The organism is Dinghuibacter silviterrae, assembly GCF_004366355.1.
Taxonomy (GTDB): Bacteria; Bacteroidota; Bacteroidia; order Chitinophagales; family Chitinophagaceae; genus Dinghuibacter; species Dinghuibacter silviterrae.
In genome coordinates this window covers 2,205,971-2,227,908 of sequence record NZ_SODV01000001.1, presented here as the reverse complement: position 1 = coordinate 2,227,908, position 21,938 = coordinate 2,205,971, and the positions used below count along the sequence as shown (strand labels likewise).

The 21,938-nt window shown below is 55.9% G+C and carries 19 protein-coding genes; 7 read left to right on the top strand and 12 right to left on the bottom strand.

All coding sequences use genetic code 11. The annotated features are described in order from the left end of the window. Positions 1-67: 67 nt before the first annotated feature. Positions 68-226, top strand: a complete 159-nt coding sequence (locus tag EDB95_RS27260; protein ID WP_162852539.1) for a hypothetical protein — start codon at positions 68-70, stop codon at positions 224-226. A 444-nt stretch (positions 227-670) separates the two neighbouring features. Here EDB95_RS27260 and dnaK read toward each other — a convergent pair whose 3' ends face one another. Continuing rightward, a complete protein-coding gene (gene dnaK / locus EDB95_RS09965) occupies positions 671-2,584 on the bottom strand; it encodes a molecular chaperone DnaK (RefSeq protein WP_133993160.1) in 1,914 nt (637 codons plus the stop codon). Between the two features lie 122 nt (positions 2,585-2,706). Beyond that, positions 2,707-3,951 carry a TCR/Tet family MFS transporter gene (locus EDB95_RS09960; protein ID WP_133993158.1) on the bottom strand — a complete coding sequence of 415 codons (1,245 nt, stop codon included), beginning with the start codon at positions 3,949-3,951 and terminating at the stop codon, positions 2,707-2,709. A gap of 47 nt (positions 3,952-3,998) precedes the next feature. On the opposite strand from EDB95_RS09960, the gene ygiD reads away from it, so the two are divergent. Beyond that, complete coding sequence (ygiD, locus tag EDB95_RS09955; RefSeq protein WP_133993156.1) at positions 3,999-4,835, top strand: 4,5-DOPA-extradiol-dioxygenase; 837 nt, start codon at positions 3,999-4,001, stop codon at positions 4,833-4,835. Positions 4,836-4,838: 3 nt separating this feature from the next. Here the strand turns inward: ygiD and EDB95_RS09950 are convergent, their stop codons facing one another. After that, complete coding sequence (locus EDB95_RS09950) at positions 4,839-6,056, bottom strand: hypothetical protein (RefSeq protein WP_133993154.1); 1,218 nt, start codon at positions 6,054-6,056, stop codon at positions 4,839-4,841. Between the two features lie 29 nt (positions 6,057-6,085). On the opposite strand from EDB95_RS09950, the gene purU reads away from it, so the two are divergent. Further along, entirely contained in the window at positions 6,086-6,910 is an 825-nt protein-coding gene (gene purU, locus EDB95_RS09945) for a formyltetrahydrofolate deformylase (protein WP_211352069.1), read from the top strand. Positions 6,911-6,920: 10 nt separating this feature from the next. Here purU and EDB95_RS09940 read toward each other — a convergent pair whose 3' ends face one another. The 5 genes from EDB95_RS09940 to EDB95_RS09920 form a co-directional block, all read right to left on the bottom strand. Continuing rightward, entirely contained in the window at positions 6,921-8,441 is a 1,521-nt protein-coding gene (locus EDB95_RS09940) for a RagB/SusD family nutrient uptake outer membrane protein (RefSeq protein WP_133993150.1), read from the bottom strand. 9 nt (positions 8,442-8,450) lie between these two features. Beyond that, positions 8,451-11,852 (bottom strand): SusC/RagA family TonB-linked outer membrane protein, encoded by a 3,402-nt coding sequence (locus EDB95_RS09935; RefSeq protein WP_133993148.1) that lies wholly within the window; start codon positions 11,850-11,852, stop codon positions 8,451-8,453. Positions 11,853-11,857: 5 nt separating this feature from the next. Further along, the gene (locus EDB95_RS09930; RefSeq protein WP_133993146.1) at positions 11,858-12,814 is read right to left on the bottom strand and encodes a FecR family protein; all 957 of its coding nucleotides are present in this window, start codon (positions 12,812-12,814) and stop codon (positions 11,858-11,860) included. Positions 12,815-12,876: 62 nt separating this feature from the next. Continuing rightward, a complete protein-coding gene (locus EDB95_RS09925) occupies positions 12,877-13,389 on the bottom strand; it encodes an RNA polymerase sigma factor (protein WP_133993144.1) in 513 nt (170 codons plus the stop codon). Between the two features lie 63 nt (positions 13,390-13,452). Then, on the bottom strand, positions 13,453-14,340 hold the full coding sequence (locus EDB95_RS09920) for a polysaccharide pyruvyl transferase family protein (RefSeq protein WP_133993142.1): 888 nt from the start codon (positions 14,338-14,340) through the stop codon (positions 13,453-13,455). A 38-nt stretch (positions 14,341-14,378) separates the two neighbouring features. Between EDB95_RS09920 and EDB95_RS09915 the strand changes: the two genes are divergently transcribed. Genes EDB95_RS09915 through EDB95_RS09905 form a run of 3 tightly spaced genes read left to right on the top strand, consistent with a single transcriptional unit; the run spans position 14,379 to position 17,663 of the window. Continuing rightward, a complete protein-coding gene (locus EDB95_RS09915; protein ID WP_133993140.1) occupies positions 14,379-15,482 on the top strand; it encodes a glycosyltransferase family 2 protein in 1,104 nt (367 codons plus the stop codon). Beyond that, a complete protein-coding gene (locus tag EDB95_RS09910) occupies positions 15,436-16,266 on the top strand; it encodes a hypothetical protein (protein WP_133993138.1) in 831 nt (276 codons plus the stop codon). The genes EDB95_RS09915 and EDB95_RS09910 overlap by 47 nt, the downstream gene beginning before the upstream one ends. Then, positions 16,263-17,663: a DUF4403 family protein gene (locus tag EDB95_RS09905; RefSeq protein WP_162852537.1), complete on the top strand. Its 1,401-nt coding sequence runs from the start codon at positions 16,263-16,265 to the stop codon at positions 17,661-17,663. The genes EDB95_RS09910 and EDB95_RS09905 overlap by 4 nt, the downstream gene beginning before the upstream one ends. Here EDB95_RS09905 and EDB95_RS09900 read toward each other — a convergent pair. From EDB95_RS09900 to EDB95_RS09885, 4 genes are all read right to left on the bottom strand, one after another. Next, entirely contained in the window at positions 17,653-18,138 is a 486-nt protein-coding gene (locus tag EDB95_RS09900) for a GtrA family protein (RefSeq protein ID WP_133993134.1), read from the bottom strand. The genes EDB95_RS09905 and EDB95_RS09900 overlap by 11 nt on opposite strands. 63 nt (positions 18,139-18,201) lie before the next feature. Then, positions 18,202-18,702, bottom strand: a complete 501-nt coding sequence (locus EDB95_RS09895) for a hypothetical protein (RefSeq protein ID WP_133993132.1) — start codon at positions 18,700-18,702, stop codon at positions 18,202-18,204. Between the two features lie 100 nt (positions 18,703-18,802). After that, positions 18,803-19,291 (bottom strand): hypothetical protein, encoded by a 489-nt coding sequence (locus EDB95_RS09890; protein WP_133993130.1) that lies wholly within the window; start codon positions 19,289-19,291, stop codon positions 18,803-18,805. Between the two features lie 136 nt (positions 19,292-19,427). Continuing rightward, on the bottom strand, positions 19,428-21,053 hold the full coding sequence (locus EDB95_RS09885) for an ABC-F family ATP-binding cassette domain-containing protein (RefSeq protein ID WP_133993128.1): 1,626 nt from the start codon (positions 21,051-21,053) through the stop codon (positions 19,428-19,430). A gap of 74 nt (positions 21,054-21,127) precedes the next feature. Between EDB95_RS09885 and EDB95_RS09880 the strand changes: the two genes are divergently transcribed. Then, entirely contained in the window at positions 21,128-21,937 is an 810-nt protein-coding gene (locus tag EDB95_RS09880; protein WP_133993126.1) for an SDR family oxidoreductase, read from the top strand. Position 21,938 lies beyond the last annotated feature (1 nt).

Sequence of the window (21,938 nt, the reverse complement as noted above, 5' to 3'; positions counted from 1 at the left end):
CCGGGTCTTTTTAAAGCGGAAAAATAAGGAAAACCTGTATCTTCGTGCCGATAAAACCGGAAATACGATGGAATCCAACACTAAAAAATCCACGCTCATCTGGTGGATCCTGTTCCTCCTGAGCGTCCCCCTGTACATTTACCTGGCCATGGAAGTCGGGTTTACCAATGTCTATCTTCTGCCGTTTGTCTGCTACTTCTTTGTGAAAGCAGTCGATATAATTTAGGAGCTCCGCGTCTTTTTCGCGCTGCCGCCCCACTAAAAGCCGTCTTATCAAGACGGCTTTTTTCGTGCACTCATTACCAAATTATGAATCCCCGTTCCCGGTATTTTATGATCAGCATCCGATGATTAATTTGGAAATACATTAACCAACCAAAATCGTTTAGTCATGAAACAAATGAAAAAGATCAATGCCGAGGCTCTTTCAAAGATAGAGCTAAAAAAAATTCAGGGCGGGTACAGCAATCCGGGCGGAAAATGCTTTGGGGTCAGTCCCCAAAACAGTCATTTCTGCGAAGGGACATGCAGCGGTCCTTCCGGATATGGTGTTTGCATACTGTCCTGCGGTGGATGGTCGCCGGGAAATGGTTATTGCTAGGCAAAAAAAAGAACTGCCCCAAAAAGTCGGATACTTTTGGGGCAGTTCTTTTTATAGAGAGGTATACGCTTACTTAACTTCTTCATATTCCGCGTCCGTCACCTGGTCGCCCTGGGCACCGCCGGCCGCACTTTCATGCTGCGCGCCACCGGTTTCCGGACCACCGGCCTGGGCACCACCCTGGCTAGCCTTGTAGATTTCCTCCGAGGCAGCCGTCCAGGCGTTGTTCATGTCTTCCACGGCCTTGTCGATGGACGCGACGTCCTGAGACTTGTGGGCTTCCTTCAGGCGGTTCAGGGCGTTTTCGATCGGGGCCTTTTTGTCGGCCGGGATCTTGTCCCCGAATTCCTTCAGTTGCTTTTCGGTCTGGAAAATCAGGCTGTCGGCCTGGTTGATCTTTTCGATCTTTTCCTTGGCCGCCTTGTCGGTGGCTTCGTTGGCCTTGGCTTCGGCCTTCATTTTTTCCACTTCTTCCTTGCTCAGACCGCTACCGGCTTCGATGCGGATCTTTTGTTCCTTGCCGGTACCCTTGTCCTTCGCGCTGACGTGCAGGATGCCGTTGGCGTCGATGTCAAAGGTGACTTCGATCTGGGGTACACCCCGGGGTGCCGGCGGAATGCCGTCCAGGTTAAAGGTACCCAGGCTCTTGTTGTCGCGGGCCAGGGAACGTTCACCCTGGAGCACGTGGATCTGTACACCCGGCTGGTTGTCGGAGGCCGTAGAGAAGGTTTCCGATTTCTTCGTCGGGATGGTCGTATTGGAAGAAATGAGGGTCGTCATCACACCGCCCATGGTTTCGATACCCAGGCTGAGCGGGGTTACGTCCAGAAGCAGTACGTCCTTGACTTCCCCGGTGAGGACACCCCCCTGTATAGCGGCGCCTACGGCGACCACTTCGTCCGGGTTGACCCCCTTATTGGGTTTCTTGCCAAAGAATTTTTCAACGAGTTCCTGTACCCGCGGGATACGCGTGGACCCACCGACCAGGATGACTTCGTCGACCTGTGCAGCGGTGTACCCGGCGTCCTTGAGGGCTTGTTCGCAAGGTTTCAGGCAACGCTCGAACAGCGTGTCGGAGAGTTGTTCGAACTTAGCCCGGGTCAGCTTTTTGACCAGGTGCTTGGGCACCCCGTCGACCGCCGTGATGTACGGCAGGTTGATTTCCGTTTCGGAAGAGGAGGACAGTTCCACCTTTGCCTTTTCGGCGGCTTCCTTCAGACGCTGCCAGGCCATAGGGTCCTTGCGCAAGTCAACGGCTTCGTCAGCCTTGAATTGGTCGGCCAGCCAGTCCATGATCACCTTGTCGAAGTCGTCCCCGCCCAGGTGGGTATCCCCGTTGGTGGATTTTACTTCAAATACGCCTTCGCCGAGGTCCAGGATGGAAATATCGAACGTACCACCCCCCAGGTCGAAGACCGCGATCTTCATATCCTGGTGCTTTTTGTCCAGGCCATAGGCCAGGGCGGCCGCTGTCGGTTCGTTGATGATCCGGCGGACGTTCAGCCCGGCGATTTCACCGGCTTCTTTCGTTGCCTGACGCTGGGCGTCGTTGAAGTACGCCGGTACCGTGATCACGGCCTCGGATACTTCCTGGCCCAGGTAGTCTTCCGCGGTTTTTTTCATCTTCTGCAGGATCATCGCGGAGATTTCCTGAGGCGTATAAAGACGGCCGTCGATGTCGATGCGGACAGTGTTGTTGTCCCCCTGGACGACCTTGTAGCTGACGTGTTTGATTTCTTCCACCACTTCATTGTACTTCCGTCCCATGAAGCGCTTTACGGACATAATGGTGTTCACGGGGTTGGTGATCGCCTGGCGTTTGGCCGGGTCGCCCACCTTCCGTTCTCCGTTCTTTAAAAATGCCACCACGGAGGGGGTGGTACGGCGGCCTTCGTCATTTGCGATGACCACCGGCTCGTTGCCTTCCATGACGGCAACGCAACTGTTGGTTGTCCCTAGGTCAATACCGATAATCTTACCCATATAGTAATGATGCTTTAGTCAGAAATTTCCAATACAGGCATCATTAATTATGCCAAGGCGGGGGGGGATGAAAAAATGTCAGGCTATTGTCTAAGCCCCTGATGGACGAGGATTTCCAAGCGTCAAGCGGGCTTTTGGGCGGGCGTCGTCCCGGCAGGTTCCCCCCGGAGAGTCAGGTAGGCGATGACAATACTGCACAACATGAAAATGGCGCCTGCCAAAAACGGGGCGCCCGGGAAGTACAGGAATCCGTGCGGCCGGGTAAAATAGGCAAAAAGCCCGGTCATCATAATAGGACCGAAGACAGCCGACAAGCTCATGATACTGGTGATCATCCCCTGTAGCTCCCCCTGCTCATCCGCCGGCACGTGCCCGGAGAGGGTACTTTGCAGGGCGGGTCCGGCGATCCCCCCCAGGCAATAAGGGATCAGGAATATGTACATCATCCACCCCTGGGGGGCAAAAGCGAACAACACGAGCCCGGTTGTATAAAGGAATAACCCGGTGTATATGCTCTTTTGGGGGCCCAGCAGGGGGATGGTCTTGCGGATCAGCAAACCCTGGACAACGGCCGTGACGATCCCCACGACGGTAAGCGAATAGCCGACTTGTTTGCTCGTCCATTGGAACTTTTCCATATTGAAGTATGGCCAGGTCGACTGGACCGAATAGGCCGCCAGGTAAAGAAATACGAGCGAACCGAAAAGGCCCCAGAGTGACGGGTATCTGCCAAGGCTCAACACGGAGCCCAACGGGTTCGCCCTGGCTATGTCGAAAGGCCGGCGCTTTCCCTTCGGAAGGGACTCCGGAAGGATAAAAAAGCCAAACACCGTATTGAGCAGGCTAAAACCGGCGGCCACGAAAAAAGGCACCCGCAACCCCCAACCGCTCAGCAAGCCGCCGATGGCCGGTCCGAGGATAAACCCAACGCCGAAGGCCACCCCGATCAACCCAAAGTTCTGGGCCCTGTTTTCAGGGGTGCTGATGTCGGCGATATACGCCGAGGCGGTGGTAAAGCTCGCCCCGGTGATGCCCGCGATCGCGCGGCCCACGAAAAGCCAGCCCAACGTAGGTGCAAAGCCCTGGAAGGTATAGTCCAATCCAAAACCCAACAGGGAAAACAGGAGAATGGGCCTGCGTCCGAAGTGGTCGCTCAGGTTCCCCAACACGGGGGCGAACACGAACTGGATCGCCGCATAAAGGAAGAACAGCCACCCCGCATATTGGGAGGCTTTACTCAGGTCACAGTGTTTCAGTTCCTGGATGAGTTTGGGGAAAATAGGGATGACCAGGCCGAACCCGATGGTGTCGATCAGCAAGGTCACGAATATGAACCCCAAGGCGGCAGATCGTTTGTGTATAGGCATAGGAGAGCGCAAAATAAACATTTTCCCCGTCGGCGTACCTTTATGAAATGAATACGCTTTCCGAATTCCGGTCATTTACCGGCCGCCTGGAGGACACTGATGTTTTGATGCCGGCGCTCTTCGTCGGCCATGGCTCCCCCATGAATGGCATAGAAGACAACGCGTTCAGCCGGCGCTGGGCCGAAAAAGGCAAGGAAATCCCCACCCCTAAAGCTGTCTTGTGCGTTTCCGCCCACTGGTTTACCCGGGGCACCCGGATCACTGCCATGGAAGCCCCTCCGACCATCCACGATTTTTACGGATTCCCACCCGCCCTTTCGGCGGTGGAGTACCCCGCTCCGGGCGACCCGGCACTGGCGGGCGAAACCGCCGGTCTCCTGTCCTCGGCTGGTCCGCTCCTCGACCACGACTGGGGCCTGGACCACGGGACCTGGACCATCACCCGCCACATGTACCCCGACGCCAACATCCCCGTTCTCCAACTCAGCATAGACCACACCCAAACCCCCGGGCGCCACTACGAGCTCGGCCGGGAACTCGCCTCCCTTCGCCGGAAAGGCATCCTGATCATCGGCAGCGGCAACATGGTCCACAACCTTCGCATGATGAACTGGCACCAGCCCGAGGGCGCCTACGACTGGGCCGCCACCGCCCAGGAGCGCTTCAGCACGCTGATCCGCGAGGGAGACGCCGCCGCGCTGGCGCACTACGAGCGGCTGGGACCCGAGGCCAGGCTGGCCATCCCCACTCCGGAGCACTACCTTCCATTGCTGTATGTACTTGGTCTGCGCGGTTCCAACGAACCCGTTGAATTCTTCAACGACCGGACGGTCATGGGGTCGGTGTCGATGACGTCGATACAAATCGGCGCCGCCGGCGCGTAGCGCCTATCCGCCCGTGGCGGCCGCCCGCCGCAACACCAGGTACTCCAGCAACAGCGCATCGTTGTACGCCGGCGAGTAGAAATGGTAGATAAAAAGCGGGTTGTGCAACGCCATACGCCGTATGGGATTGGGGAAAAGGGAGGCAATATTCGCGATGTAAAACAAAAACGGGTCGTCCTCCGGCGACAGCGCGTCGGGGCTTGCGCCATCATCGGGTCTTGCGCCCACGCCGTGCGCCACGCCCAGCCGCGGGGACAGTGCCCGCAGCCCGGCGGTATCCCCCAGCCGCAACAAAGACGTCCCCAGGATGACTCTGTCCATTCCATCTTTTGCACCGGCCATCGCCTCGCGCAGGTCTGCCTTCACCTGCCCGCGGTAGGCATCGAGGTCCGGGAACCGGCCCATAAAACGCGCCAGGTGATACAATAAAACCGGCGTCCGGGGATAATAGGTGGAGGCAAAGGCGGGGTCGGTCCAATATTTTCTTTTTTGCACTACATACGCCAGAAAGCGTACCGAAGCCGAATCGTGCGCATCCGGCGTCAACCCGCGGTCCCGCAGGAAATACAATACGTTGGCCACCACCCCCGCGTCCAATTCGATCGGCGTCCTAATGCCAAACCAGGCGCTATAGGCCGGAAGGTCCCGGACCGCGCGGTAGGTGCTGTTGGCGCGGTGCCCGGGCCCCGCCGCATGCGCGTCCATCAAGACCTGCAACCGGCGGGCAGTGCTGTCCGGGATACCCGCCCCCAGCCAAAGGATGCTCGTATCGTCCAGGTCGTCTGTGATCTGTTTGGAACGGCGGAACCGGCTTAGCACGGTCGCATTTGGAAAAAACACCGGGTGATCCGTGGGCCAGAAATTAAAGGTCGGCCGGCCGTTCGCATTCCGGAAATAAGGATACGCCTTCAGTGCCCGCGTTACGATGCTGTCGCATACCGCGCGTTCTCCCTCTGTTAACAAGGGTTCGAGCTGCCGGAGGGTAAAAACGATCAGACCGGTGTAAAAAATGGCGTTGTCTTCCCGTAAGGTTCCGGGGCTTGCCGCCCAGGTGCGGTACGTACGGAACATGCCCGCATAGTAGAAGCTGTCCTTGCGGAGCTGCTGAACTGCGAGGCGGTGGAGGCATTGGGCGATGAGGGCGGAGTCGCCGGGCGCCGCCATCGCGGCAGCCGGCGCCAGGGCCATTGCCAACGTCCATATTTTCAGCCTCCTCCTCAAGGCCTGCAATTTAGTACATATATTACAGCATGGTAGTCGTCATTCAATGCAAGGACCAGGTGGGCCTGGTGGCAGCCATCTCCGCGGTACTGGCGGGGCATGGCCTCAATATCGTATCGATCCGCGAAAATGTGGATGCGGAAAGGGGGTTATTCTTCGCCCGCCTCGTGGTGGAGGGCGATGCGACGCCGCTTCTCAGTGAGGAGCTCCGCCTGGTCCTTCCCGGGGGTGCCACGATCCACGTCAATCCCGAGCCCCTGAAAAAGGTAGCCGTCCTCGTTACCAAAGAATACCACTGCCTGGGGGACATCCTCCTGAGGAACCACTTCGGAACCCTCAGCGCCACCGTGCAATGCGTCATCGGCAATCACGCTTTTCTGGGGGACATCTGCCATCGCTTTTCCATCCCCTTCCGCATGGTCTCACACGAGGGCAAAGAAAAGGCGGCCTTTGAGGCCGCCCTTCTGTCCGTGCTGGAGGATTATGATTTCGATTATATCGTACTAGCCAAATTCATGCGCATCCTCTCACCCGCCTTTGTGGAGCGTTATCCGCACCGGGTGATCAACATCCACCATTCTTTCTTACCCGCTTTCGTGGGCGCCAGCCCCTATCGTCAGGCATTCGAACGAGGGGTGAAGCTGATCGGGGCCACGGCCCATTTCGTCACCAACGATCTCGACGAGGGGCCCATCATCGCCCAGCAAATCATCCCGGTCAACCACACGTTCACCCCCATCGATATGGTCCGCGCCGGTAAGGAAATCGAGACCTCGGTTCTGGCGCGGGCGCTACAGCTCGTGTTCGAGGATAGGGTGTTCATCTCGGGGAATAAGACGATCGTGTTCGAGTAACGCGCGGCGCTTACCACCCCGGATTCTGCGTAATAACGCCGTGCGAGTTATCAATGTCTGTCTGCGGCACCGGCCACACATCATCCACCGTAGGATCGAAAGTCCGCGCGGGCCAGCAGACCGTACCGTCCGCTCCATGGAGCGGCAGTGCGTAAGTCGCCTGGGCATCGCCCCAGCGGACGAGGTCGCGGTGACGGTCGGCCCATTCCCCGGCCAGTTCAAGGCGGCGTTCGAGCTTGAGCTCGGTCATGGTGGCCCCGGTGATGGGCGCCAAACCGGCGCGCTGGCGGATCAGGTTGATGGAAACGTCCCCGCTTTTCCCTTGCATGAGCTTGGCTTCGGCGTCGATTAAAAGTACTTCGGCGTAACGGAGCAGGGGCACGTTGAGGTCCGTGGTGGGTTCATTGCCGTTGGAGCTGACGTGGATGCCGCCGGCGTAGGAGAAGGGTTCCATGTACTTGTTGAACTGGTAGCCCGACTCGCTGTTTACGGAGTGGTAGATCATCGTGTCCCCCCAGAAGACAAACTTGTCCCCGGGTTTGAGGATGGTCGCCGCGAGGCGGGTATCCTGGGCGCTGTAGGCGTTGTAGAGCTCCTGGGTGGGCGTGTAATAGCCCCAGCCGTTATAGATGCCCCAGCCCTTGTTCTCCAGCATACAGCCGGGAAGGATGCTGCCCCAACCGCCGTTTTGGGCGGTAGAGACGGCGGACCAGATGTACTCGCTGCTCCAGTTGTTGGCGATCTTGAAGACGTCGGCGAAATTGGCGAGCAGCGCATGCTGTCCGCTGCTGATCACGGAATCGGCATATAGTTCCGCATCGGCATAGTCTTTCATATAGAGGTACGCCTTGGCGAGGAAGGCCCAGGCCGCGGTCTTGTGGGCGTGACCGTACATGTCCGGGATATAGGTGCTGAAAAAAGGCAACAGGACCGCGGCTTGTTTCAGGTCGGATACCAGGTAGGTATAGTTGGCCATGGCATTGGCAGCCCTCGGAATAGGGTTCGGGTCGGAGGGGTTCGCGCGGTCCGCGATGGGGACCCCTGCCTTGTCGTTGCCGTAGTTGGACACGAGCTGGAAGTACATCAACCCGCTCATGAAATAGGCCTCCCCGATGATCCGGCGTTTTTCCGCGGTATCCATGTCGATCCCCGGGAGGTTGTTGATGATGTCATTGGCCTTTTTGATGACGGCGTACCGTTGGTCCCACTGTACTTCGGTGTTGCCCCAGCCGTTAAAAACCGGGTTGAAGTTTTTGACGTTGTTCGCCTGGGAATTGTTACGGCCGGTGACCATGTCGTCGCTGGCGTTGATAAACCAGAAATAGCCGCGTCCGTAGAATTCATCGGCGTTGCCGTTGGAGTTACCGAAGGAAGCATACATCGCGTTGTCTGCGGCTTCGGCGTCGGCCTGGGTTTTCCAGAAACCCGTCAGGGTGGGAGAACCCTGGGGCACGATGTCCAGTTTCTTGGCGCAGGAACCGAGCAGCAGGGCAACGGCCAGCGCAGGTATGGAGAGGAATTTTTTATTCATAAAAGAGGATTAGAAGTTAACGTTAAGACCACCCATAAAACTCCTGGCCTGGGGATACAGGCCCATGTCCACGCCATATTGGTTCATCCCTACTTCAGGATCGAAACCGCCGTACTTGGTAAAGGTCAGGAAGTTGTTGGAGGTCACGTAGACGCGGAGACCGGCCAAACCCAAGTGGTGGGCGACGGTTTCCGGTAGCGTATAACCGAGGGTTACGTTTTTGATCCGGAGGTAGGAACCGCTTTCGAGATACCAGTCGGATGTATTGCTGAAGTTGCCGTTGTTGTCGCTGGCGCTTATGATGGGGATATTGGAGTTGGGATTGGCCGGTGACCAGGCGCCCAAGACACCCTTCAGCATATTGTAGTTCTGACCCGTACCGGCGTTGTACGCGGTATACTTCAGGGAATTGAAAAGCTTGTTGCCATACGAGCCTTGTGCAAAAATATTCAGGTCGAAGTGTTTGTAGCTGGCGTTAAAGCTAAACCCGTAGGTGAATTTGGGGAAGGCGCCGGTTTCCACCACGCGGTCGTTGTTGTCAATTTTGCCATCCCCATTGGCGTCCACGAACTTCAGGTCACCGGGGCGGGCATTGGGCTGGATCTTGTTCCCGCTTTTGTCCACGTAGTTGTCGATCTCGGCTTGTGTCTTAAAGGTGCCCGCGTTCTTGATCAGGTAGTAGGAATACAGCGGATAGCCGGTATGGATATACAGCGGGTCCAGGATGGTCCGGACGTTGATCAGGTTATCCGTGGGGATATTGGTCTGCCCACCGGGGAGGGCCAGGAGTTTGTCGGTGACCGAGGTAATGTTGGCGTTGACCGAATACTGGAAGTCGGCGTGGGGGTCGCTGTTGTAGGTCAGCCCCAGCTCGATTCCTTTATCCCGGTCGCTACCCCCGTTCTGATATTGACCATACGCCACACCGGTTGTCGGCGGCGTCTGGACCAGCAGCAGCATATTGTCGGTGGTCTTGATGAAGTAGTCGGCCACAAGGGTCAACCTGTTTTGCAAGACCCCCAGGTCGATCCCGAGGTTGAGTTGTTTGGAGTTCGCCCAGTCGAGGTTCGGGTTGGGTAGGTAGTCGGCGGAATACCCGGTCATCAGCGTGGCGGGCGAACCGATATATCCCACGGTTTGAGTCAGGGGGGCGTTGACGGCCGATACGGGCAGGCTGCCGAGGTTCCCCAGGATGCCGTAGCTGGCCCTGAGCTTCAGGTTTGACAACCAGGTTGCGTCTTTCAAAAAGGATTCTTTGGAAGCGACCCAGCCCCCGGAGACGGAACCATAGTTCTTAAACCGGTTCTGTTGCGCCACGAGCGAGGTCCCGTCCCGCCGTCCGATCAGGGTCAGCAGGTACTTACCGCGGTAGTCATAGTTGATCCTGCCGATATTCGAGATAAGCGCCTGTTCCTCAAAACCGCTCTGGGTATTGTTCCCACCGGTCAGAATATTGCTGCCGTTCTGGACGTATTGGTATTGCGGGCTTTGATCGTTGAAGCCTTGTACATATACATACAAAAAACTTTTCCGGGTGTCCTGGTAGGAGTAACCGCCTGTCAACGTCAGGTGGTGCCCCCCCTTGAAGGTATGGTTATATGTCAGGGTCTGTTCCGCCAGCAGGTCTGCATAATCATCGACCTTTTGGTCCAGCTCGTTGTAGTCAAAGATCTTCCCGATCTCCAGTACTTTATCCGTAAAGTTTTTATAGTAGGTAAAAGAAGGGGTGTAGGAGAAATTGGAGCGGAACGTCAACCCCGGCAGGATGGTGGCTTCCACGTAAGGATTGAGCGTAATGGTTAACACCGGGTCGCTCACTTGCAGTCGTTTGAGGTAAGCTACGGGGTTGATGACATCCCCGTAGGAACCCGCGTATTGAGCGGGCAGACCGGCAAAGGCGCCCGTGGAGGTATACGGAGCGACGCTGGGCGGATAGAAAATCGCGTTGATGATCGCACCCTGGTAGTCGTCGGTCGTATTGGCCCCTGTCCCGTTAAGCGAAGAGAAGGACATGTTCTCCCCTACCTTCAGCCAGGGTTTTACCTGCCAGTCTGAATTCAGGCGAAAAGTAAACCGCTGGTTATAGGTATTGAGCAGGATGCCATCTGTCTTGCGATATCCAAAGCCCATATAGAAGTTGGAATTTTCCCTGCCACCGCTGACGCCGGCCGTATAGTCCTGGATCAACCCGTGCTGGAAGATGTCGTCCATCCAATTCGTGCGCGTGACCTGGCCGTCGGGATAAACGCTGGCGTTAAATGCGGGATTCCGGGGCACCTGGGGCACGGCGTTGTCGTCGGCCAGGTTAACCACGTTCGCAAATTGTTGGGCGTTCAGGGGCTCCAATTTTCTCCAGGCGCTTTGCACGCCGACCTTCACGTCAAAGGAAACCTTGGGTTCGTCCTGGCTCCCGCGTTTGGTGGTGATAAAGATAACACCCCCTGAAGCCCTTGCCCCGTAGATCGAAGCGGTGGCGTCCTTAAGCACGGAAATGGATTGGATCTCGTTGGGGTTGAGTGCGGGTGTTCCGCTGACGATACTTCCGTCCACGACATACAGGGCGGATTCGCCATTGATCCCGCCCATGCCGCGGATATACACGCTGGGCGCCACGGTGGGGTCCCCGCCGTTGTTGGTGACGATGACACCCGGCGCTTTGCCCTGGAGGACGTCGCCGATATTGTTGACAGAGCGCGAATCCAGTTTGTCGAGCTGGACCTGGGTAACGGCCCCGGATACCACCGACCTTTTTTGCGAGCCATACCCTACCACGACCACCGGATCCAGTTGTGCGGGCCGCATCCTCATCAACACAGAGACGGGCTCGCCTTCGCTGACCTTTATCAGCTGTGGGTCGTAACCGCTCATGCTGATCTCCAGCATAACGTCCGCGGAAGGGCCGTCAAAACGGACGTCGAAGCGACCCGTCTCGTCCGTCAGCACGGCATGATCGGTGCCCTTGATGCGCACCGTGGCGCCGGCCAGGACTTCTCCTTTGCCGCCCCGGACAGTCCCGGAGAATTCGTGAACGGGTTGCGCCTGTTCGGCGATCTTTTTATGACCGGGCGCCGGGCGTTTGACGATGACAACGTAGCTTCCTTTTTCCGTAAACGTCAGGTCGGTTTGCGCCAGCGCTTTGCGCAAGGCCGCCATGCCGTCCGTTTCCTTGTCGAAACCGAAACTCACCTTGTAAGCGCCCGCCAGGGCTGCGTCATAGGATAATTTTAACCCGAACCGGTGGGACAGGTACTCAAAGACTTCCTTCAGGCTGGCCGTTGCGGGCGCCTCCACCCTGGGGGAGGGATTGCCCTGCGACAGCAGGGGGACTTGGACCGAAGCAGTCAGGATCAGGCACAGGAGGGCCCTTCGGGGAAACGCGAGGCGTCCCCCATCAGATCTTTTGCGTAGCATAATGTCTAGTGATGGTTTGAGGACCTTATCGTGACGGTTGTGTCACTTTTGGTCAGTTCGATATGATTGTTCTGCAGAATCAGGTTGAGAATATCCAGCATGTCCTGGACGCCGGCGCCCTTGTCGAGTTGTACTTCGTAGGTGCGAACGGAGGCCTGGGTCAGGTTGACAACGTGAAGACCATAGTGCATCTCTATCCATTGGGCCACCTCTTCCAGCGTCAGGTCGTGCAGCACGATGTTGTGGCTGATCCACCCGTCCGCTTCGCCTTCCGCTATGGAGTCCCTGATCACCTGCGGCCGGGCGCCATCGGTATACCGCAGCCGCTGTTCCTTATATAAGGTGTCGACCACGTCACCGCCATGCCTGACCTCCACGATCCCATGGATCACCGCCACCTTCAGCCCCTGCCAGCGTTCGTACCGGCTGACCGAGAAAGCCGTTCCCAGGTCCCGCACATCAAAAACCCCGGACGCCACGCGGAAAGGATGGTCCGTATCGTGGGCCACGTCGCAAAACACCGAGCCCTTGTCCAACTGTATGTCCCTGCGACGCTTAAAATCCTTGGCGATCCGGATCGTCGTAAAATGATCCATCCAAACCTTACTGCCGTCGGCCAGGGCAACCAGCCGGGACTGATCTGTCGTGGCGTAGGTATCCCATCCGGCGGGTGTGCGCAATGTATAAGCCACCCAGCTCGACACGCCCAGCAGAAGAATGGCCGCTGCGGCCCACATCCAACGCATTTGTGCGACACGTCCCCTGCGGGGGTTTACTGCGGCCCAAAGGGCCTCTCTGGTGCGGTCCCGGTCCCCGGCGCTCCCAAACACCGGGGCTTCACCTTCCGCCCCGGCCGTTTGGGCATCCAGCCATGCATGCAGCAAAGCAAGCTCTTCCGTCGTGCATTGTCCATCCTTATAGCGCTGCAGCAGCAACCGGATATGTTCATCTTTGGGTTCCATCGTCAAGAGAAAGACAAAAAAAAACAGGGGGTTAACTATCGCTCCGGGGAGTTAATAATTCCTTAACGGTGGAGCAGGATAGCTTGCAGTTTTTTAAACGCGGTGGCAAGCTGGTTGCGCACGGTTTGTTCGGCGGAACCCGTTTCCAATGCGATTTCCCGGGGGGATAGCCCCTCGAAGTGACGGAGATAAAAAACGCGGCGGGTCTTTTCCGGCAGGTGTTCCAGGGCGTAGAGGATTTGACCCCTGGCCTCCTTTTGATGAACGGGATCGGCATCTACAGCCATGTTCACCGCATCCAGGGGAAGAACAGGGTCCCGGCGGCTGGCAAGCATATTCAGAATCCCGTTTCGCAGGGCAGTGAATAGGTAGGCCCTGGGATCTCGGACGTCGGCCAGCGAGGCGCGGACGGTCCACAAACGGATAAACAACTCCTGGACAACCTCCCTGGCGTGGTGGTCGTCCCGGAGCACGCGGAACGCGTATGCGTAGCAGTCTTCCCACCAAACGGAGAAGAGGGTGGCGAAGGCTTTATCGTCACCTTTTGTAAATGCCAACCAGTCCTGGGTATTCATAAGCCGGGTACAAAGAAATCACTATTGCGCAATCTGATTTCCGCTTACCCAGTTAATTAATTATTATACTTGTCCTATAAACCTGATGCATTCGCTTTTCAAGAATTCCGCCCGTTCCAGGTATTTTGTTGAATTGGCGCACCAGCAGTTCTGCCCTATTTTGTCCCCGTGTGAGACACCAAAGTTGGACGTTACCCCACCGGCGGAATCGATGCTTATCGTATTGAGCAACTCCAGCAGTCCCTCAAATCTGCAAAAACAGGTTTCGTCTTCGGAACCGGACTGAAGAAACAACACCGGTGTACCCAAGGCCAGGCAAGGCAAGGCACAATGCAGGCGCGAGGTGATCACTAATTTTGCACGGGCATACTTGCCAATCAATTCAGCTGCCCTTTCAAACCGTTTTATTTCCGGTTCTTCGTCCCCATACAAATGAGTGACAAATTCCGCCGTAGCCAAAAGATCCCTGTCCAGGAACACCCCCAACGTCTGAACATCAAATTGAGCATCAACTATATAAACGTTATCCGACCTTGAATCCGCGGTGTAATCCAGGTCAAGTGTCGTGGTCAGGCATCCGGAAAAATAGGCATGAACGCCCGCATCCTTCAATAACTTCAAGGTGTACAAATCCCGGCAGCCCACAGATGCCCACTTCTTAAAGTAGTCAACACCTGAACTGGTCAATAGCCGCCCATTTGTACCGGCATTAATATGAAAAGAGACAAATAGCGGGTCAATCGCCGAAGAAGGAGGCCAATTTTCAGGGATATGCATAAACCAACCATTCATGATCATTTTGACAGGATCATCTTTGAAGTGATGTAGTGCTTCCCTGTTGATAAAACAATCTACCTGTGGCAAGAACTGCAGAGCAGCCAGGCTTTGAATGTAGTCTCCAATATTGTATACCCCACCGAAAGAGGGATATGTCATTAGTCCGTATTGCATGGAAGCAATCTCAGAAAAAATATTTACATTAACCCAATATGCCCGCCTACATTTCTTTTTGCACCGTATGTATGAACAGGTTGCACCAATTGAAAAGAACCTTGTTGCAAAACATCAGGGACAATGAGGATTACCCGGACCTGGAGTTCATCCTGCTGGATTATAATTCCCAGGATGGAATGGCTGAATGGGTATACGAAAATTGTCAGGAATATCTCGCCACGGGGAAGCTCGTCTATTACCGAACGTATTCGCCGGCGGTCTTTAACCATAGTCATTCAAAAAATGTGGCCTTTACATTGGCCACCGGGGACATTGTCTGCAGTATCAATGCAGATCATTACACTGGCAGGAACTATGCGCATTATGTCCATGATGCATTCGAGAAGGGGAATAACATCGTATTGACCCCCATCGACTTCTTCAAAACCAAAGGAAACCATCGTCCCCCCGGCGACGTGATGGGAAAAGTCTGTGTGAAAAAATCAGATTTCCTAAGTGTGAACGGCTTTGACGAAAGCATGGGCAATTATGGATTCGAAGATTATGACTTTATCAATCGCCTGGAAATGTCGGGGGTGAGGCGTGTACTGATAGAAGACCCTTCCTTTTTGGAATTCATCGCCCATAGCGACGAAGAAAGATATTCGACCGGCAAATTGACCGGCCATCTGGATAGCGTATATATCCATTATTGCTCGCCGGCAATCACAAAAATCATTTTTCTTTATAAAGACAGCCGGTTTGAGGAGGGAACCATTATTGACAATTACTCCATTGATGCGGACAATCCCATCTTTGCCTATACCCCTAGAAATAGCAGGTTTGAATTCAGCCTGAAAGAACAACATTGGAATACCGGGCGTTGGAACTGGAACGGCAGCCAGGACAAAATGCTTTTCTATCCCGACACCGGCACCCGTTTTTCCTTTGAAAGCTATTTTCCTGTAAGTGATCCGGGGATCGTTCAGGATGCCGTCCGCTTCCGTCACCTTCTTGCCAGCAGGTCGATCATGGAACAAAACCTTGAAACGAAAAAAATAATGGTGAACCCTCTTGGCTTTGGCAGAGATATCATTTTCAAAAATTTTAACCATGCAAGGAAAGACCGTCTGGCTGGTGACTTCTTTATTCTGCCGTAGGAAACACTGGAATGGTGTATTCAATACAGGCATTAAGCCCTTTATTACCGAAGGGGACATCTTATCCTACCAGATCGGGTTGAACTACCAGGGAGGTGAAAATATCAGGCTGGCATTCCTGGCGGAAGAAGACCGGGCCGGGGATCTGGCGTTGCATGCGAGAGATTATTTTCAATCTTTTTTCTCCTCTGCCGGCCTCGTCCCGTCGGAAACCGGGCTACCCGTGAAGGGGATATTTATGCCGTTCCCCTGCAACACGATCCAATTTGGTCTGTATGAGGCAAGCACCTCTGATCATCACATTGAAAGAGCCATCTCCGATATAATGCTGCAAGCGCTACCGGAAAACGACATCGAAGAGGAAACCATTCTAATGACCGCCTATTACTTACACATTTCGCTATTGGTGACCCTATGTCCATACGGCGGCAAGGAAATGGCGCATTATTCGCCGGTTTACCAAAGCCGGCTTCTAACCAGCGAAACAATAGACGAACCCTTTAAGCAAAACGAGCTGAATGCCAATAGATCCATTTTTATGGAGGTCATCCGGGACATCAGCGCCAGCCGGTCAGGAAAGGAAATGTCGATTCCTTCGCGGCTGGCCCAATGGATGGCTCTTTGCAAAAGAATTATCTCTGAAATGCCGGCATCCGAATCGCATCGGTATCTATCCCATTACATCAACAAACAACTAGGTATAACGGGGGACATGAACATTCTTTTGAATTATTTTATTTATCAAACTTTTTTTACCCCATTATGTATAAATTCAACCCTATGAGAACCAGGCTGAGCATTTTATTCATTCTATTCTCGATCCCTACCCTTGCACAGGAGATCAAACCCACCGACACTACCATCAGGCCCGCAGTGGATACCCTGCCGATGAGCGACATCGACATCCCCATCCGTGTCAACCTGAAGGCCTTGTATCGTATTTTGGAAAAAAAAGTGGATATGGTGTACCATTCGCCGGGCTGGCCGGTCGGCTACTACCAACAAGACTGCAGCACCCGGTATATGTACCGTTTCCGCCGGGGACACCTGCGGCTGACCGCCTTAGGCAACAGCATGGACATGCGCTTCACCGGCTACTACCAGATCCGTGCGTCGACCCGTCTTTGCAACGGCACCACCGCCTATTCCCCCTGGACACCTGATTGTACCTGCGGTTCTGGCAACGAAGGCGCGCGACGGGTGGACGTCGGCTTCACCACCCGTTTCAGCCTGCGGCCCAACTATACCCTACAGGCAAAGGTGACGCGTCTGCCCGCCGTCCCCATCGATCAGTGCACCGTTTGTTTCTGGGGGCAAAACATCACCACCCAGGTGATGAGCGCCATCAACGCCCAGATGGACACGGCCGGCTGGGGCATCCAGGATACCCTCGCCCGGCTCAACCTGCGTCCGCAATTTCAACAGCTTTGGCAAAAACTCTGGTCGACCTATCGCCTCTACAATGTAGGCTACCTGCGGCTCCAACCCGAACGGCTACGGATCAGCGACCTCATGGCCAGGAACGATACCCTGTACCTATCCGTGGGGATCTCGGGCCGCCCCCTCATCAGCCTCCGCCCACTCAAGGACACGGTGACGGCGGTACCCGACCTCAGCGACTTTACCCCCAGGCATGGCTTCAATATTTATATGGACGCCCGTCTGGACTATGACTCTCTGTCGTCCATCCTCAATACCCAACTGGACCGCCAGTCCTTTACCGTAGACAACCACACTATTACCATCGAGAAATGCACCCTATTGTCCCTCGACCAGGGACACCTCGGGATCAGCCTCCAGATCAGCGGCGCGCAAAGCGGCACCTTCTACCTCAGCGGCGTGCCCACCCTGGACACCGCCACCGGGATCCTTGACATCGCCGACCTCGATTATCACCTGCAGACCAACAACGTCCTCATCCGGACCGCCTCCTGGCTGTTCAACAAGAAGATCTTAAAGGAACTGAAAAACTATACCCGATTCCCCATCCGGGATTACCTGGAACAAATCAGGACAAAGGCAAATGCGCAATTGAATCAACCCATCATCGCCGGGATCCGCACCACCGGTCAGCTCGACCGGGTCAGCATCCTTCGCCTGTCTGTAGGGGCACAGGAAATGGAGATCCGTTGCCAGGCCTCCGGAGAGCTCAATGTGTATGTCGACAACCTTACGTGGTAGACTGTTTCTTGACGCGGAAGGTAAAGTGCTTTTGGCTCAGGTAGCTAAAGACCACTACAAACACCACCGTGACAGCACGGGCCACCGAAGCATACAGGTGGCAAACTTCCACAAAGAAACGAAGCAGGATATAGTTTAGGAAAAGACAGGTCAGCACAAGGACGAAATACCGGAACAACTGTACCCTCCCCTTCAGGTCCGACCCCGGGAATACGATATACCGCATCAGGAAAAAACCCGTCGGGAAGCTCACGCAAAAAGCCATAAAAAGGGCCGCCACGTAGGGTTTGAAGGTAATAAAACCCAGGTGGACGATCTGCTGGTGAAGGATGTAATTATAGCTGATGAAAAACAGGCACAGGTCCAATAAGGTATTGGCTCCGCCGCAAGCGGCGTAGCGAAACGTCTGCAAAGGCATGACGCGACGGAAGGGCGGATAAAACCAGTCAATGACGGATAACAGAAAATCTTTCATGTATCCGCGAAAATAAGGCAAAGCGCCCAAAACCACACTCCCGTATCGGGAGCCTTTGGCGGTCTAAAACGCGAACCGCACCCCTAACCCGCCCCATACATTGAAATACCCCCCTGGGATGTCCACACGGGGTTGGATATCAAAGCTCAGGTCGATCGGCGCGCTGTCAAACTTATAGTCTACCCCCAAGACCCCGTCCGGTCCAAGATAGACCCCGTCGGGCCGGCTTGGATAGTTTTTTGTCCAACGGTTGTTGTACGCCCCCGCGTGGGCCCCACCCCCGGCATACCACCGCAGCCCGGCCACGTTGCCAAAGTCCCCGTAAAACTGGTAAAGGCCGCACAACTCACCCCCGTATTGGTAAAAGGACGCCCTGACTTCGATGGCTGCGTCGTCCTTAATAAAGTGCTTCAGGGAAAGGGACGCCCCGTTCCACCAGCCGAAGGTTACGCCCACGGCGTTCTGGTACGTCTGGTCACCGCCCTGGGCCGCTTCCTGTGCCGCCGCCGGATGCGCAAAGGTGCAACAGGCCGCCAGAAGGGCAGCCAATACGAAATACCTCATGGTCTGTGGGATTTCCCTCTAAACGGCCCGTGAGGGCCATTTATTGCGCCCGCGCGGGCCCGCGGCAGTGGCGCCCGTGAGCCGGTGGCGGCGCCGCTCGCTAAAAGGCGAACCGTACCCCTATTCCTCCCCACAAATCGACCCAACCGACGGGAAAGTACATCCGGGGCTGTACGTCGAAACTCATATCGATCGGGGCCCCCTGGAATTTATAGTCCATACCCGCAACCCCGTCCGGTCCCAGGTACCACCGGTTTAGTTCACTGGGATTGTATTTGGCCCAGGCCAGGTTGTATTGGCCGACGTGGGCGCCCCCGCCGGCGTACCACCGAAGGCCGTCGATGTCCGGAACATCCCCGTAGAACTGGTAAAGCACACACACCTCCCCTCCATATTTCCAAAGAGAAGCCCGGGCTTCGAGGGCCGCGTCATCATTGATAAAATGCTTTAGGGAAAGGGCCACACCGCGCCACCATCCGAAATGGATGCCGACGGCATTCTGATAGGTATCATCGAAACTTTGGGCGGCTACGGGCAAGACAAGGGTACAACAAAGGGCCAGAAGGCACAAGACAAGGCAATGCTTCATTTTCAGAGGTACTTTCCTCCTAAACGGCTGACAGCCAAACTTTATTGCGTGCCCCCCTCGCGGACGGCGAAGCCGCGACGTGTGGCCCGCCCCGCGGCGGCGCGACCGTGGCGGCAAGACGCGAGGAGCCAGCCCTCTAGGCGTACATCTCTGCGCGGAGCGCTGCCACGCGCGCGTCCTCCAGGTACTCGTCGTACGTCATCAGACGGTCGATGATCCCCTTCGGGGTCAGCTCGATGATGCGGTTGGCAACGGTTTGCATAAACTGGTGGTCGTGGGTGGTGAAGAGGACGACACCCTTGAAGTCGATCATCGAGTCGTTGAAGGACGTGATGCTTTCGAGGTCGAGGTGGTTGGTCGGCTCGTCGAGGATGACCACGTTGGGGTTTTGGAGCATCATCCGGCTGATCATGCAACGAACCTTTTCGCCCCCACTGAGGACGGAGGTATTTTTACGGACCTCGTCTCCGCTAAAGAGCATCTTGCCAAAAAAGCCGCGGAGGAAGTCCTCGTCGACGTCGGTGACGTTAGCCGGTACGAACTGACGAAGCCAGTCGAGAAGGGGGAGGTTGTTTTTGAAAAAGGCGGTGTTGTCGTTGGGCAAGTAAGCCTTGGTGATGGTGGTGCCCCATTCGAGGGTGCCGGTATCCGGTTTGGCGTCGCCGTTGATGATGTCGAAAAAGGACGTGAGGGCGCGGTGGTCCCTGGACAAAAAGGCGATCTTGTCGTTTTTCGATACGGAGAAGGTGGCGCCGCTGAACAAGGGGCCGTCGTCGGCTTGTTTGGTGAGGCCGTTGACGTTGAGGATCTGGTTGCCGACCTCGCGGTCCTGTTTGAAGATGATGCCGGGGTATTTGCGGGAAGAGGGCTGAATGTCTTCGATGACGAGCTTTTCCAGGGCCTTTTTCCGGGAGGTGGCCTGTTTGGACTTGGAGGCGTTGGCGCTGAACCGGGCGATAAAGTCCATGAGCTCCCTGCGCTTTTCCTCGGTCTTTTTGTTCTTATCGGACATCTGCCGGGCGGCGAGCTGGGAGCTTTCGTACCAGAAGCTGTAGTTCCCCGTATAGATCTTGATCTTCTGACGGTCGACGTCCACGGAGTGCGTACAAACGGCGTCGAGGAAGTGACGGTCGTGACTGACGACGATGACGATGTTTTCGTAGTCGGCCAGGAAGTTTTCGAGCCAGCCGATGGTGGTCACGTCGAGGTCGTTGGTCGGTTCGTCCAGTAAGAGGATGTCGGGGTTACCATACAGGGCCTGGGCGAGCAGGACGCGGAGTTTGAGGTTGCCGGGCAGGTCCTTCATCAGCGTCGCGTGGAATTCATCGGGTACGCCGACCTCCCCGAGGAGGGTGCCTGCGTCGCTGTCGGCGGTATACCCACCCATTTCGCCAAATTCGGCCTCCAGTTCCCCGGCACGCATGCCGTCAGCCTCGCTGAAGTCGTCTTTGGCATAAATGGCTTCCCGTTCCTTCATTACCTCCCACAGCTTCTTATAGCCGATGAGCACGGTTTCCAGGACGGTATAGTTATCGAATTCGAAGTGGTTCTGTTTCAATACCGCCATGCGTTCGCCAGGCGTAATATCGACGGTCCCCTTGTTGGGGTCTATCTCCCCACTCAGGATCTTTAGAAATGTACTTTTCCCTGCACCATTCGCCCCGATCACGCCGTAGCAATTGCCCTTTGTGAATTTTAGGTTAACCTCGTCGAACAACACCCGTTTCCCGTAGGCCAGGGTTATATTATTTACTGCTATCATGTACGTAAGTTCCTTTGGAGGCCGCAAAGATAAATATTTTGCCGAATTTAGGGGACCCTAACACCTACCTATACATGGAGCAAAAGCTTTCCAACCAGATTGCACTGATTACCGGCGCCAGCAGCGGCATTGGCGCGGGCGTGGCCAAGGCCTTCGCCGCCCAGGGCGCCACCGTCGTCCTCAACTATCCTGTCGAAGCGGCCAAAGACGCGGCCGACGCCGTCCTCCGGGACATTACCGCCGCGGGGGGCAAAGGGATGACCGCCCAGGCCGATGTCAGCAAGGAGGAGGAGGTAGTCCGTATGTTTGCAGACATCGTCCGGACGTATGGAACCGTGGACATCCTGGTCAACAATGCGGGTCTCCAGAGGGACTCCGCTTTTACCGAAATGACCCTGGATCAATGGAACACGGTTATCGGGGTGAACCTGACGGGGCAATTCCTTTGCGCCCGCGAGGCCATCCGGGAATTTCTCCGCCGGGGGCCGCAACCGGAAAAGTCCAGGGCCACCGGCAAGATTATCTGTATGAGCAGCGTCCACGAGGTCATCCCCTGGGCGGGTCACGCCAACTATGCGGCCAGCAAGGGCGGGATCCACATGCTGATGCAAAGCCTGGCCCAGGAATACGCGCCCCGGAAGATCCGGATCAATTCCATCGGCCCGGGTGCCATCAAAACCCCCATCAACCACTCGGCCTGGGCCACTCCTGACGCGGAAGCGAAGCTGTTGGAACTCATCCCCTACGGGCGGGTAGGCGTCACCGAAGACATCGGCGCGGCGGCGGTTTGGCTGGCCAGCGACGACAGCGACTACGTCAGCGGCATTACCTTGTTTGTGGATGGGGGGATGACGCTGTTTCCAGGATTTTCAACGAACGGATAAT